This window comes from Paludisphaera rhizosphaerae, assembly GCF_011065895.1.
Lineage (GTDB): Bacteria > Planctomycetota > Planctomycetia > Isosphaerales > Isosphaeraceae > Paludisphaera > Paludisphaera rhizosphaerae.
In genome coordinates this window covers 107,680-121,278 of sequence record NZ_JAALCR010000022.1, presented here as the reverse complement: position 1 = coordinate 121,278, position 13,599 = coordinate 107,680, and the positions used below count along the sequence as shown (strand labels likewise).

The 13,599-nt window shown below is 66.5% G+C and carries 10 protein-coding genes; 2 read left to right on the top strand and 8 right to left on the bottom strand.

The features are described from left to right. Nucleotides 1–61: 61 nt before the first annotated feature. The 6 genes from G5C50_RS24295 to G5C50_RS24270 form a co-directional block, all read right to left on the bottom strand. Nucleotides 62–553, bottom strand: coding sequence for a hypothetical protein (locus G5C50_RS24295; protein WP_165073562.1), 492 nt, complete (start codon nt 551–553; stop codon nt 62–64). A gap of 236 nt (nt 554–789) precedes the next feature. Continuing rightward, nucleotides 790–2,139 (bottom strand): phosphopyruvate hydratase, encoded by a 1,350-nt coding sequence (eno, locus tag G5C50_RS24290; RefSeq protein ID WP_165073561.1) that lies wholly within the window; start codon nt 2,137–2,139, stop codon nt 790–792. Nucleotides 2,140–2,145: 6 nt separating this feature from the next. Then, nucleotides 2,146–3,174: a phosphotransferase family protein gene (locus tag G5C50_RS24285; protein ID WP_165073560.1), complete on the bottom strand. Its 1,029-nt coding sequence runs from the start codon at nt 3,172–3,174 to the stop codon at nt 2,146–2,148. 7 nt (nt 3,175–3,181) lie between these two features. After that, entirely contained in the window at nt 3,182–3,952 is a 771-nt protein-coding gene (locus tag G5C50_RS24280; RefSeq protein ID WP_165073559.1) for a sugar phosphate isomerase/epimerase family protein, read from the bottom strand. Nucleotides 3,953–4,042: 90 nt separating this feature from the next. Next, complete coding sequence (locus G5C50_RS24275) at nt 4,043–7,852, bottom strand: hypothetical protein (protein WP_165073558.1); 3,810 nt, start codon at nt 7,850–7,852, stop codon at nt 4,043–4,045. Nucleotides 7,853–8,082: 230 nt separating this feature from the next. Continuing rightward, complete coding sequence (locus G5C50_RS24270) at nt 8,083–8,751, bottom strand: MBL fold metallo-hydrolase (protein WP_165073557.1); 669 nt, start codon at nt 8,749–8,751, stop codon at nt 8,083–8,085. 115 nt (nt 8,752–8,866) lie between these two features. On the opposite strand from G5C50_RS24270, the gene G5C50_RS24265 reads away from it, so the two are divergent. Beyond that, nucleotides 8,867–10,255: a glycosyltransferase family 39 protein gene (locus tag G5C50_RS24265; protein ID WP_165073556.1), complete on the top strand. Its 1,389-nt coding sequence runs from the start codon at nt 8,867–8,869 to the stop codon at nt 10,253–10,255. Here G5C50_RS24265 and G5C50_RS24260 read toward each other — a convergent pair. After that, a complete protein-coding gene (locus tag G5C50_RS24260; protein WP_165073555.1) occupies nt 10,199–10,651 on the bottom strand; it encodes a hypothetical protein in 453 nt (150 codons plus the stop codon). The two genes, G5C50_RS24265 and G5C50_RS24260, sit on opposite strands and share 57 nt — an antisense overlap. A 110-nt stretch (nt 10,652–10,761) precedes the next feature. Here G5C50_RS24260 and glpK point away from each other — a divergent pair, with 110 nt between their 5' ends. Then, nucleotides 10,762–12,267, top strand: coding sequence for a glycerol kinase GlpK (gene glpK / locus G5C50_RS24255; RefSeq protein ID WP_165073554.1), 1,506 nt, complete (start codon nt 10,762–10,764; stop codon nt 12,265–12,267). Here the strand turns inward: glpK and G5C50_RS24250 are convergent. Beyond that, on the bottom strand, nt 12,246–13,577 hold the full coding sequence (locus tag G5C50_RS24250; RefSeq protein ID WP_165073553.1) for an MFS transporter: 1,332 nt from the start codon (nt 13,575–13,577) through the stop codon (nt 12,246–12,248). The genes glpK and G5C50_RS24250 overlap by 22 nt on opposite strands. Nucleotides 13,578–13,599: the final 22 nt, after the last annotated feature.

The following is a 13,599-nucleotide window of genomic DNA, read 5'->3' as shown; positions in this document are numbered from 1 at the left end:
TGCAAGTCCAGGGCGCGATGAATTCGCTGTCGGGGGGGGGGGGGGGGGGGAATCGGAGGAATCAGTACGAGATAGTGAAGTGAAATAAGTCTTCGATTTGGACCGCGAATTCAAGTTCCATCTCGAAAGTTCTTAAATCCCATAGTGGGAAAGGGTAATCGCCAACAGGTCGCGGGTACATCTCCTTAGCATCTCCCGGCTCCATACCTGCCTCAATGAGGCGACTTCTCAACCTGTCCGCCGCCTCCTCCCTCCAAGCCAATGGGATGCCCTTTTCGGCCATCTCAATCAGTCCACGGACGGTCCGAAGCCCATCCATCGGATCGAACCAAGGTTTCCCTTTCTCAACCTCCTCCACGATCCATTCGTAACGTTTCTGTGAGGCGAGATACTCGGGATCGGTCCTGTCGTTGACGGCGTAACGCTTCCAACTCCCTCCCTCTCCCATGCGGCTCACGAAGTAGGCTGCACCAGCGGGGTCCTCACCCGTCACCTCCTCCTCAGGTGACTCCGGTTCGACCCAGGCTGCCGCTTCCAAGGCCCGTTCAACCAAGGCACAATGATCCACTATGAAATGGTCCAACCGGGTCAGGCCGGCTCGTTCACAGAACTCGGAAAGCGCGGCCACGTGACGTGGTATGGCCTGCCCGTTCCCATATTTCGCCTCCCCCGGAACCAAGCAGTCCGGCATTCGCTCGCGTCTCAGGCTAACCCCCATCCATTGAGACATTTGCTCATTTCTCAACAGTGATTATTGTAACGCGACACCAGACTTCCGCCCGTCCTGAATCACGCCAGAATGCTGCCTGACTTCCCGCGCCATAAGGCCCCTCGGCCCGCGAACAGGGCGTTCGGGCCGAGGGCTTCCTCGATTCTCAGCAGCCGGTTGTACTTGGCGAGCCGCTCGGAACGCGCGACGGAGCCGATCTTGATCTGGCCCGCCGCCGTGCCGACGGCCAGGTCCGCGATCGTCGCGTCCTCGGTCTCGCCCGAGCGAGCCGAGACGACCGGACGATAGCCCGACCGCCGCGATAGAACCAGGGCGTCCAGCGTCTCCGATAGCGTCCCCACCTGGTTCACCTTGATGAGCACGGCGTTGGCCGCGCCGATCTCGACGCCCTGAGCGATCCGAGCCGATTGCGTGACGAAGAGATCGTCTCCCACGAGTTGAACGCGATCGCCAAGCCGGTTTGTCAAAGCTTGCCACCCCTCCCAATCGTCCTCCGCGACGCCGTCCTCGATGGAGACAATCGGATAGCGATCCGTCCAGCGGGCGAGCATCTCTACCATCGCATCAGCGGTCATCGGCTTCTGAACGCCGGTCAGTCGGTAGGCGCCGGTCGCCGGGTCGTAAAAATGGGTTGAGGCCACGTCGAGGGCGATCGCCCCGTCGCGTCCGGGGGTCAGGCCACAGGCCAGCATCGCGTCGGTCACGACCTGGAGGGCCTGCTCGTCGTCGCGCAGCTTCGGGCCATAGCCCCCTTCATCGCCGACGAGCGTCGCCTCCGCGCCGAGCTTCGCCAACTCGGCGCCGACGGCTCGATACATCGCCACGATCGTTTCCAGCGCCTCGGAATAACTCCCAGCGCCGATGGGGAAGAACAGAACGTCCTGAATGTCCAGGTTGCGACCGGCGTGCAGGCCGCCGGAGATCATGTTGACCATCGGCAGCGGCAGCGAGGGCTCACGAGGGATCGAGGGATCCAGACCCTCGGACTTCGCCTTCCAGAGTCGATTCAGATGGACGAACAACTCCTCTCCGCGAGCCGCGGCCGCCGCATGCGCCACGGCCATCGAGACGCCCAGGAGTGCGTTGGCTCCGAGGCGCCCCTTGTTCGGCGTACCGTCCAGGGACAGCAGCGCCGCGTCGATGGCAGCCTGATCTTCAACATCCATCCCCAGAATCGCCGGGGCGATCACATTCCCGACGTTCGCCACGGCCTTCCGAACACCCAGGCCGGCGTAGTGGGCGGGGTCGCCGTCGCGGAGTTCGACGGCCTCATGCCGCCCGGTGCTCGCCCCAGAGGGGACGATCGCGCGTCCGGCGACGCCGCCCGCGAGGATCGCGTCGACCTCGACCGTCGGACGTCCTCGGGAGTCGAGAACCTGTCGCGCCTTCAAGGCCTGGAGAGCGGGCATGGCGTTTCACCGGGGATGAACTCGCGCTTCGGAATCAAGGACCCGATGCAGGAACTCCCAGCGATCCGGGGCCTGAGCAAAGAGAGCCAACGCCGACCGCCGCGCGACCTCGCGACCGGGCCCATCAAGATACTCGACCGGACTCTTGCCGTCGACGCGCGCGAGCAGACAGGCCGCCGTGTGAGCGACGCCCCGGCGTTCCACGTCCTCCGAGGAGCCAAGGCGATCGCCTAGGCGTTCGAAATAGGTCCCAAGGAAACCGTCCGCGAGCCTTCGATACTGCTCGTCCGAGATCACTCCGTGGATCCGTTTCAGCGCCAGGTGGCTCATGAAGAAGCCCAGGTCGAACCCTGGGTCGCCCAGATGGGCGCATTCGAAGTCGAGCAGAACCAGACCGCCGGAGTGCACCAGGATGTTCTTGGGGCTGAAATCGCCCAGGACCAGCGCGCGACGTTCGATCGGCGGCTCCATCGCCGCAATCAAGGCGTCGAACTGGGGAGCGAGCCGGGGATGGGCTCGGGCCGTCGTCCGGTAGTAGGGATCGACGCGCAGTTCGTCGAACAGGGATGTATCGGCGAGCGATGCGTCGCGGGTCGGATGGTTTGGGGCGTCGGAGTGGATCGTCGCCAGGTAGCCCCCCAGCGCCGCGGCAATTGCTGGGTCGGCGTCGCCTCGCAAGAGCCGCGTCTTCCAGGTCTCGGAGTCGTCCGGGGCGCAGCTCATCGCGAAGAGATACTCGTCGCGATCCTCGAACAGCAACTCAGGTACGGCCCCGGGCGGCAACAACTCGCCAAGCACGCGCAGGGTGGCGTGCTCGACCCAGATCCGGTCGAGCCGCGCCCGCCATTCAAGGGCCACGCGAAGCCGTTCGCGGCACTGCTTGACGACGAAGGGCGGGCGGTCCTCGGCGTCGACGCGGAGGACCAGGTTGGAGACGCCGCCGCTCAACTCCCGAACCGAGACGGCGACGCCGGCCGGGAGCCTTCCGGAGCTTCGCAGATAGTCCGCGGCGTCGCCTGCGGTCAACTCGCGCATGGGGCGCTCAGAGGAGGGTTTCGAGCAGCAGCCTCAGTTTCCGAACCTCGACCTCGCGGTCGAAGTTGTTCTCGGGCAGGTCCAGGATCGCGACCGTCAGCGCCCGATTATACCCGGCGCGATTGAGGAGGTTGGCGATCCGGGCGTACTCGATCTGCCCCTGGCCGATCCGAACCTGGAATTCGCCCGCGTTCTTCCCCGTGTCGCGCAGATGCGTGTTCTGGACATACGGGAAAAGCTGGTCGACGTCGGATTCTTTCACGCCCCCGCCGATGAAATGGCTGGGGTCGAGAGTCAGGGCCAGGCCTGGGACGGCCTTGCAGAGTCGGAGGGCGGCCACGGGGTCGCCCGTGATCGCTTCGCGGTGGGTCAGCATCGCGAGGACGAGGCCCTCGCGCATCGCGGTGGCGGACAGGGCCGTCAACCGCTTCACTTCTTGCTCGAAGGGCGTCCCCGCCGGCGCGGCGGTCAGCGTGAGGACCGCGACGCTCAGCCCTTTGGCAAACCGGCAGTGGTTGTCGAACCGCTTCTTCTGGACCGGGTCGGACCAATCGACCGGCCCGAAGTCCATATAAAGCGACGACGGAATCAGCGCCGGCCCGCGCTTGAGTCCGAGCAGAGCCGACTCGGGATCCTCGCCGACCTCAGAGGGCCTGAGGTGGCGGCCGCCCTCGACGACGGCCAACTCATACTTGTCGAACTCCAGTTCGGCGATGTGGCGAAGCGCCGATTCCAGAGGCTCGTTCGCAAAGCAAAGGGTGCTGCAGGCTACGAACAACGGCGTCTCCTCCTCTTCCGGCCGCGGCCCTGGTTCGCCACGTTCGCGAGAAACGCAAGGCGGGCCCGTTCTCCAACGGGCTCGACGATCTTACCTCAGCGCCCGGTCGGGTGGTAGGGCAGAAGCTTCCGTCGCCTTGGCGGAATCGTCGGCCGCTGGCGCATTACGCTCGCCCCGAACCAGCGCCATGACGCCGGGATGCCGGGCCCAATGCGAATCGGCCAGTCGCGTGAACTCGGCGTACCGCCGTTCGCGATAAGCCTGCAAAGCCGCCAGAAGAGTTCGCTGGGCGTTGAGCCTGACCGCCTTGGGCGCGACCTCGCCGCGAACGCGGACGTCGTCGATCCACACCGATCCTGGAGCCGTCGACTCAAACCGCAGCCGAACCGTCTCCAGACCGTCGACGGGGAGGTCGGACGCCTTGACGACCAGGGGCCGCCAGTCCTTCCCAACGACGACGTCCGACCGACGAGCGTAGGGTTCTCCCCGGCGTTCGCCTTCGATCCAGATTCGCAAAGAGGTTCCTTCCTTGTCGGCTCGGAGGAAGGTCTGGACGAGCAGCGTCGAACCTTCCCCCGGAGAGAAGTCGCCGCTGAGGACGGAGGCCGACCCCTGACGGGTCTCCAACTTCAAACACCGACTCCCCGAGTGGGGGGCGGATTCGTCGATGGAGAGCCCCGCGCTACGGACGCCACGATCGATCCTCCATCCCCCCGGCGCGGAGGAGGCCTGCCCCTCGCCCGCCGTCGCGGAAGCGGGGGTTATGGGCTCCTGCTCGAACCCGGCGTTGGGAGGTTCGACGATTGGATTGGACGCGCCCCGATTGAGCGCGGAAAGCTGGCCGTTGATGTCGTTGACCCGAGACTCCATCGAGGCGACAACCGGCTGCGAGGGGTAAAGGGTCGGCTTGTCGAGCGTCGTCCCACCGGCTCCGACGCGGACGACCGTGAGGCCGAAGGGAGCCAGGTCGACGACCAGCCTCCTGCCCCCCTCGAACGGCTGCGGCGCCAGTTTGACGTTCCGACCAAGGTCCTCCACAACGGCCGAATCGTCGCCCCGGACGACGCCGCCGAGTCGCATCGCATATGGCGTGTCGTTGACGATCTCGAAGACCGTCCGCCCCTTCTCGGGAAGCGAGCGAACGACGACTCCTGATTCTTTGGTCCCAGCCGCTGGCTCAACCGCGGCCCGAGCTTCGGATGGAAGGCGTTCGAACGTCTGGGCGAACCGCCGGACGCGTTCCTCCCGGCCGGCGACCGTCGTCGCGCCCAGAACGATCCACTGGGCGTCCAGGGCGGAGACCGCGTGGGCCAGCGGCCCTTCCGAGGCTGCACCGTCCCCGTTCGGAACGGCCGTCGCCGAGGGTCGACCTCCGTCCGGTCCCGCGGAAGCCGGCTCCGTCAGCAGGAGAAAGCCGCGGCGCGGGAAGCCGACGATCTGGGAGTCAAGGTCCGGATGCGCGGCCAGGTCGCGGGCGAGGCCGTCGTCGGATAGATTCGCCCCACGCAACATGACGGGAGGTTCGGCCACGGCGCCCCAGTCACGGAGATCCAGGCCCAGGCTTCTCCACGCCTGGCTGGGCGGAAGGCCCGCCAGGTCGACGCGGCGAGCCTCGGCCCCAGACGGACCGTCGTCGAGCGTCGGCGTCGACAGGGCCAAAACCGCAGTCGGCGCGGCCTTCCGAACTGCCTCGGTCAATTCGGCGTAAAGTCCGGCCACGGCCTTGGATCGCCAGGCCAGCCACGGCATTCGGCCAACCCCGGCCAGATACTGGGCTCGCGCCTTGAACCGGCCCGCGTCGTTCGCGTCGAGACCCGGGATCTCCCGGGCCACGCCAGCTCCGAACGTCTCGCGGACGAACCGGGAGAACGTGTCGTCGTCCATCCCCGAGTCGGGCGTGCCAAGGAGCGTCGGCCCGCTTCCCAGACGTACAAGCACGCCGGCGAACCCCGGTTGACCGCCGCGCTCCGTCACAACCTCGACGACCCGACGCTTGAGCGCTTCCCTAACACGGGGATGCAAGGGCTGGTACACCCCCTCCTCGGCCTCGCCGCTGGGGCCGATACGTGTCAGGCTCTGTTGAGTCGCCTCAGCGGATTCCGGTGGCGGCAGATCGCGGAGAGCGCCAGGCTTTCTCAGGTTAGGCTCCAGCCAGGCCGTCATCCCTCGACGCTGGAGAACGCGGAGGATCACCTCCAACCGGTCGGGCCCTGTTGGATCTTCCGTGAGACGGCCTGCGAGCCTTCGTCGGCGTCCTCGTTCGGCGAGCCCATCGGGCAAGACGACGAACCTGGCTCCGCAGGTCGCGAGATAGCTGGCCAGGTTTTCGGCCGTCGCCAGGGAGTCGTCAATTCCCTGCTCGTTCGACGCAACGAACCTTTCGAGCGCGCCAGCCTCTCCGAGGTGGACGCCGATCGCTCGCGAACCGACCTCCGACGAGGTGGGTTCGCCTGAGGTCGACGGCTCTAACTCGCTCAGGCGGACGGTCCCAACCGTGACGTCCGATTCGCGACTCCGGTTGAGAAGGATCAGGATTGGCTCGGTCGACCCCGGCCAAACGATCCACTCAAGCGGCACGTTCCCCGTGCTTCCTCCGCCGCATGCGTCCAGGAGAACCCGCGGCCGGCGGTCGGTTGATCCGGGGTCGAGGATCATCACCCCGAGCGAGGCCGCATCGCCGGCGGTTACCGTCGCCGTTAGCCGATGGGGTTTATCCGGGTGAGTGGAGCGCAGAGCGACGGCCGACCAGGCGAGCCCAGAGGGGTCGGCCGCGCCCAGCCGAGCGGGCTCCGCCCCGGCCTTGCCGATGAAACCGCGGAACCATTCCCGCTCCTTCTCACGTCGTGAGGCATCAATGAGAAGCTCAGCGGGAACTTCCCAGACGCCGCCTGCCGACGTCGTCGGAGAACGGCCGAACGCCGAAAATCGGGCGTTGCGGATACGCCCAAGATCGAGCGAATCGACCTCGGTCGCTCGCGCCGACGAATCCGCCGCACCCAGAATCGCAGGCGGGTTGGCGACTTGAGGCGAGACGACGGCCAGGACAACCCGGCGCGACGCCGAACCGACGTTTCCCGGGGTCTTTCGACGCCGGATCAACCGGCTGATGCGTGAGTTTTCACGAGGCCCGGCCGCTTCCCATGCCGCCTGAACCTCCAAAATGTAGGCACCCTCGCGAGCCGGAGCCGGGACCGACCAGAGGCGGGACGGCGGCTCGGGGAGATTCGCGGGTAAGACCTCGCGCTGTTCGAACTGCCAGACTGGCTCGGCCTTGCCGATGGGACGAAGGACGGCCGTCGTCCGGACGGTCACCTCGGCGGCGTCCTGCTGCAGAATGTCATATCCGATCGTAACCGGCACGGCGGTTCCTGGGGCCGCCACGCCGTTCTCGGCCCCTGGGCCGAAGTCGATCGCCAGAGCGTCCCAGGGGAGGCGCTGAACTGTGACGTTCAACCCAGGAGACGGCGGCGTTGGACTTCCTTCCAGAATCGCGGCGACCGTCATCCGAATCGTCTGGTCGCCGCGTCGAACCACCAGCGTTGCGTTGGGGCTGGCTTCAAGCCGCACGCGAACGCGACCTTTGGCCTCGGAGCCGAGCCGCCAGGCCCCTGAAGGCGTAGGCGCCGGCCCCCCTGCATCGGGATCCGCATCCCAGGGCCAGGCGACGGCCTCGAGCGGACGGCCGTCGACGACCTCGAGCGTCACGTCCTGGCGCGGCGGCACGAGTGCTGGGGAGTGCTCGTTTGTGCCAGGAACGCTCCAGGTCAATTCGACGGTCATTGCGGGGCGCGCGACTGTCTCCTCGCCGGCATGGGCGTGATCGGACGTCGCGCCAAGGGTCGCCGCCCAGGTCGCGAACGTCGTCAGAATCGCCAGGACTTCGCGCCCTCGTCTGCGCATGAGCCCTACGTCGCCCCTCCCCATCAAGTCGTGAGCCGGCCTCGACCGCGGTCGCGGCATCCATGCCAAGCGAGCGGTCTCGATGCGAATCGTCCGATCCTGCTCGCCGGGCGCTGAATGCGCAGCAGCGGGCGCTTCAAGAATTGCTTCGTAGATGATGGATCGGCCGTCGGCCGGCGGCACTTCAATCGAAATCGGGAAAACCGGCAAGATCGATCGTGTTTTCGACTTCAAACGGAAAGTCGAGCTGCGAAGGCCGCGAATTTTCGCGGATTACGTAATGGCGGTCCGTGTCCGAATGCGATCAATCGCGGCTCCAACTCGGCCAACCGCTTCGCCGACCTCCGATTCTCCATGGGGTCCAGCGAGAAGAATCGCTCGGGCTCGCGGAGCATCGGTAGACCGGTGTAGATGTGGATGTTCGAGACGACGTCTCCCAGAACGAGCGTCCGGTCGGACTCGCGCCAGAAGGAGATGTGGCCGGCCGTATGTCCGGGCGTCTCGATGACCCTGAATCCCCCCACCTCGTCCCCCTCGCGGAGTCTTCGAGCCACGGGATAGGGCGGGCCGGTCCAGTAGGGACCGACGGCCCGGCTCAGCCAGTGGGGGGGCATCCGTGCCATGATGAGCCCCTCGGTCTCGGCGGCCTCGGCGTCGGCCTCGCTGCACCAGAGCGGGACCCCGAAGGTCTCGCAGACCGCGCGGCTGGCTCCCTGGTGGTCGGGGTGCGCGTGCGTCAACGCATGGGCGTGGATCGTCCGTCCCTGGAGTTGCCGCAAAATCCGCCGAACGGCCTGCCTCGGGCCGGCGTCGACGAGGACTCCCCCCATCAGGTACACGTTGAACGCGTACGGCGGGAACCCGCGGAGAAGCTCCAGGTCGTCGGCCAGACGGATCATTCCTCGAGCCTATCCTCGGCGGTCGACGTTGACCATCCTGGCCTCCTCCATCATGATCGCCGCGCGCCGGCGACGGATCATGGACGGTGATTGGTTCCACCGAAGGGAGAAGGCTGTGAAGCGAGGAGAGCGATGGCTCGCGGGTCTGGTTGCAACGGCGATCCTCGCGCGGGCCGCCGCTGTACTCGTGCTCCAGAGCCACCACGTCCCGAGATCGACCTACGAGCACGGCGAAATCGCCGCGTCGCTCGTCGCCGGGCGGGGTTTCTCGATGCACTTCCTCGGCGCCGACGGACCGACTTCACAGCAGGCGCCGATGTATCCCTTGATCGTCGCGGCGGCCTACGCTGTCGGCGGGGTCGATCAGCCGCAGGCGCTGCTGATCCTGGAGTTGGGTCAGGCGCTCCTGGGCGGGTTGATGGTCCTGGGCGTCTTTCGACTCGCCAGATGGATCTCGCCTGATCGACCGGCCGTCGCCTGGTGGGGGGCGGCCGTCGCGGCGTTCCACCCCACGCTCGTCTACGCAGCCACGCACGTTCAGGTCGCCTTGCTCGCCGCGACGCTCGTCGTCTGGACGCTCGTCTGGGCCACGCGTCTCGCAGAGACGAGACGCACGCGCGACGCCGTCGGGTGCGGATTGCTGCTGGCGATCTGCGCGCTGACCGACCCGATTCTGAGCCTCGTCGGCCTCGGCGTTTTGGCGGCGCTCTTCCTCACGAACGCGGCGACAAACCGACGGCCAGTCTGGCGTCTCAGCGCCGTCGTCATCGTGTCCGCTGCTCTTGGAATCACGCCCTGGGTCATCCGAAACGCATACATCCACGGGGAGTTCGTCCCCATCAAGAGCACGTTCGGTTATGCCTTCTGGCAGGGCAACTGCGCCATCAGCGAAGGGACCGACAAGGTCGTCCGTACCTCAGTCGAGAACGTTATGAACGACGCTCGCCAGACCGGCGATCTTGCGTCGTACAACCAGACGATCTGGAAGGCTCGCCATACCGCCGGCTACATCGACGACATTGCGCTGACGAAGGAGGATCGCCGATGGCTGGGGACGCTTCCCGAGCCCGAGCGTTCCCGCGTCCTTCTGCGACGAGCGATCGATGACATTCGTCGCGACCCCGCTCGATACGCCGGGCTCTGCCTCAGGCGATTCCGCGCGTTTTGGCTGTTCGACGAGACCAATCCTCGGTCCAGAGTCCTCGTCTACCGCGCGTCGCACCTGGCCCTGACGGGCTTGGCCCTGCTCGGCCTGGCCACCGCCGGACCAGGAATGCGGCGGCGGTTCATCCCGCTGATCGCGACGGCAGCCGCGATCAGCCTGTTCCACGCGCTGACGATCGTCTCCGCCCGGTTCCACATCCCGATCGAGCCGCTGATGGCCGTCTGGGCGGGCGTGGGGATGACCTGGTTGATGGAGACGATCGCGATTCTCAGTCCGCGGCGTTCAGAAATGACGCCCGGCAGGCTCGAACATGTCCGGGTCATAGGCCGGCTTGGTTGACGGCTGGGACGTCTCCGCCGTCCGCCGATGGGCCCTATGGAGCATGACGCTCAGGACGAGGGCCGTCGCCAGTCCCACCAGCGCGATCAGCAGCGCAAAGCTCCAGATAATCGCCACCAGCGGCACCGTATCGTCGTTGAACTGGGGCAGGTTGGCGGTAGCCAGCAGAGCCCCGAAGACGGCCGCGATCGGAACGCCGGCGCCAATCGCAACGATCGCGCCCGGACCGGGCAGCGGGGCGGATTCCGGCAGCGGAACGCCCGCCTTGATCGCCGCCATTCGCTCCAGGTGACGGTAGTATCGCTTGTTCCCCGCCTGCTTGGCGAAGATTACGAGCGGGACGATGATCGCCGGGAGGGCGATGCCGGCCAGGGGGACGACCGTTGATGGGGGCATGACTTCGACCTCGTTTGAAAGCTTTCCAGCCTGGCGACTCGGCCTTCACAGCATGTTAATTTGGGGACCGCTCCAGCGACCACTGTCCACTCGGTTCGAGGTCCTCTCCCATGGCTCGCGACCACCTGCTCGTCATCGATCAAGGAACGACCAGCACGCGCGTGATCGTCTACGATCTGAATCTCCGTCCCGTCGGGCATGGGCAGGAGGAGATCCCGCCCTCGTATCCGCGATCAGGATGGGTCGAACACGACGCGAGAACCGTCGTTGCCTCGGTCGGCGCCGAAGTCACCACCGCGTTGCTCAACGCCCGCGTGCGAGCCGAGCAGATCGCGGCCATCGGCATCACCAACCAGCGCGAGACGACCATCGTCTGGGATCGGGCCAGCGGAGAGCCGATCGCCCCCGCTTTGGTCTGGCAGGACCGCCGGACCGCAGAAGCCTGCAACCGGCTTCGCGACCAGGAGTCTTGGATCTCCCGGAAAACCGGCCTGGTCATCGATCCGTACTTCTCGGCCACCAAGATCGCCTGGCTCCTGGATAACGTGGACGGCGCCCGGCGCAAGGCCGAGGCCGGCGAACTGGCGGCGGGGACGGTCGACACCCTCCTGATCCGGCACCTCACCGGAGGCGAGCACCTCACCGACTCCACCAACGCCTCACGCACGCTTCTCATGGACCTTGAAACGGACCAATGGTCCGACGAACTCTGCGAGGTCTTCGGAGTTCCCAGGCGTTTATTGCCCGAAATTCGTCCCAGCGCGGGTGATTTCGGCCGGACCAAGGGCCTGGATTACCTCCCCGACGGCATCCCGATCACGGGCGTCGCCGGCGACCAGCAGTCCTCGCTCATGGGCCAGGGCTGCGTCCGAGAGGGCCAGGCCAAGTGCACTTACGGCACGGGAGCCTTCCTGCTGGCTCATACAGGCTCGCGGATTATCCCCTCGGCCCACGGCCTGTTGACCACCCGAGCGGCCACGATCCGCGACGAACCTGCCCAGTACGCCCTGGAGGGGAGCGTCTTTATCGCCGGCGCCGCCGTGCAGTGGTTCCGAGACGGGCTCAAGGTCATCCACTCCGCTCCCGAGATCGGCGATCTGGCCCTGAAGGGCGACCCGGAGAGCGAGGTCGTTTTCGTCCCGGCGTTCACCGGACTGGGCTCACCCCACTGGCAGCCCGCGGCGCGAGGGACGCTCTACGGCCTCACCCGCGCGACGACCCTGGCCGACATCGCCCGGGCCGCGCTGGAGGGCGTTGCCTTCCAGGTCGCCGACCTTATCAAGGCGATCGAGGAAGACCTCAAAGAGAAGCTGCCCGGTCTGAACGTCGACGGCGGGATGTCACGTTCGGACGCCTTCCTCGGCTTCCAGGCCGACGTCCTCGGCCGGCCGGTTCGCCGTAGCCCGGAGACCGAGTCAACGGCTCTGGGGGCAGCTCTTCTGGCGGGCCTGGGCGCCGGAGTTTGGCCCGACCGCGAGGCCGCGCTCGCGTTGCTTGCCTCCGGCGGCAAGACGTTCGATCCCACTCGCGACGACAAGTGGCGGAATAAGGCCCTGGAGCGCTGGCGGAAAGCTGTCGCGACGACCCGCGAGCACTATACGCTGGGAGCCGACTGAACCTCAGAGGACGGCCGCGTCGCCTTCGCTGGACGAAGGCGGCCGGCCAGCCAGAGGCTCCCGAGCGTGCAGGCTGCCGCGAAATAGCCGACGCGGTCGAAGTGCAGCAGCGAGCCGTCGGCCGCCTTGCCCAGGATCCAGGAACCCGCGAAGTCGGCCGCGACTCCAGCCGCCAGGTGCTGGACGGCCGCATTCGCGCTCATGAAGCCGCCGCGCTTCGAGGGTTCGACGCTGGCCGTGATCATCGCCATGGCCGGCACCATCCGGCCTGCGTTGCAAAGCATCAGCAGGCCAAATACCGACGCCGCAACCAGGATGGAGACGTGCGGCAGGTTCGTGATCGCGATCAGCATGACCATCGCCGCCGACGCGACCACGCGAAAGACCGGCAGCTTGCCGAAATGGTCGGCTGCGCGGCCGATCAAGGGGGCGCCGAAAAGCGTCAACACCCCGCCCGAAACGAAGATCCACTTCAACTGCGACTGGCTGATCCCCGCATTGCGGACCAGGTAAACGCTGATGAAGGGGATCACTGTGAATCCGCCGAACATTACCGCGACCGTCAGTGCAAACGCCCGCAGATGGTTCGCGTGGCCAAACATCTCCACGGTCTTGCGCGCGAGCGACACGGGTTCGCCACGGTGGATGTGTCCTCGAAGCGGCGGCAAAACCCGCATCGCCACGAAGAGAATCGGGGTGCCGAGAGCGGCCAGGACGAGGAACGGCGCCTGCCAGCCGAAGCGAAGCCCCAGGTCCAGGCCTACGGGCACCCCAACGACCGAGGCGACTGCGAAAGCCGTCATCAGCATCCCCGTCGCCCAGCCTCGACGGCTCTCGGGCACGACGTCGCCGACGATCGCCAACGCCAGCCCACCGAGGATCCCGCCGAACGTCCCCGTCGCCAGTCGAGCGGCGACGAGCGTCGGATAGCTCCAGGCCAGGCCGCAGAGCAAGGTTCCCAGCAAGAAGCCGGCGTAGAGCGTGAGGAACGCCGACTTACGGCCGAAGCGATCCATCACGAACGAGGCCGCGAAACCGGCGAGTCCCGCCGCCACCGTGTATGCGGCGACGACCCGGCCGAACTGGGCTTCATTGAGCCCCAGAACACGCTCCAACTCCGGCCCGAGGGGCATGACGACCATGAAATCGACGATGCTGGTGAACTGGACCGAGGCCAGCATCAAGACCAACATCAACTCGCGACGTCGTTGGGCGGCCTGGTCCTCTCCGGTCGCTACGGTTGCGGCGGGATCGTGAACGACCGCCGGAGGTGTCGGACTTGCTTCCTGCTCGACGGCCATGCCATCCATCCACTTACTCCCTGGCGACAAT

Excerpts from the sequence above, each read along its gene's own strand:
- eno (WP_165073561.1), bottom strand. The coding sequence starts at position 2,139 with ATGCCCGCTCTCCAGGCCTTGAAGGCGCGACAGGTTCTCGACTCCCGA.
- G5C50_RS24285 (WP_165073560.1), bottom strand. The coding sequence starts at position 3,174 with ATGCGCGAGTTGACCGCAGGCGACGCCGCGGACTATCTGCGAAGCTCC.
- G5C50_RS24275 (WP_165073558.1), bottom strand. The coding sequence starts at position 7,852 with ATGCGCAGACGAGGGCGCGAAGTCCTGGCGATTCTGACGACGTTCGCG.
- G5C50_RS24270 (WP_165073557.1), bottom strand. The coding sequence starts at position 8,751 with ATGATCCGTCTGGCCGACGACCTGGAGCTTCTCCGCGGGTTCCCGCCG.
- G5C50_RS24260 (WP_165073555.1), bottom strand. The coding sequence starts at position 10,651 with ATGCCCCCATCAACGGTCGTCCCCCTGGCCGGCATCGCCCTCCCGGCG.
- glpK (WP_165073554.1), top strand. The coding sequence starts at position 10,762 with ATGGCTCGCGACCACCTGCTCGTCATCGATCAAGGAACGACCAGCACG.
- G5C50_RS24250 (WP_165073553.1), bottom strand. The coding sequence starts at position 13,577 with ATGGATGGCATGGCCGTCGAGCAGGAAGCAAGTCCGACACCTCCGGCG.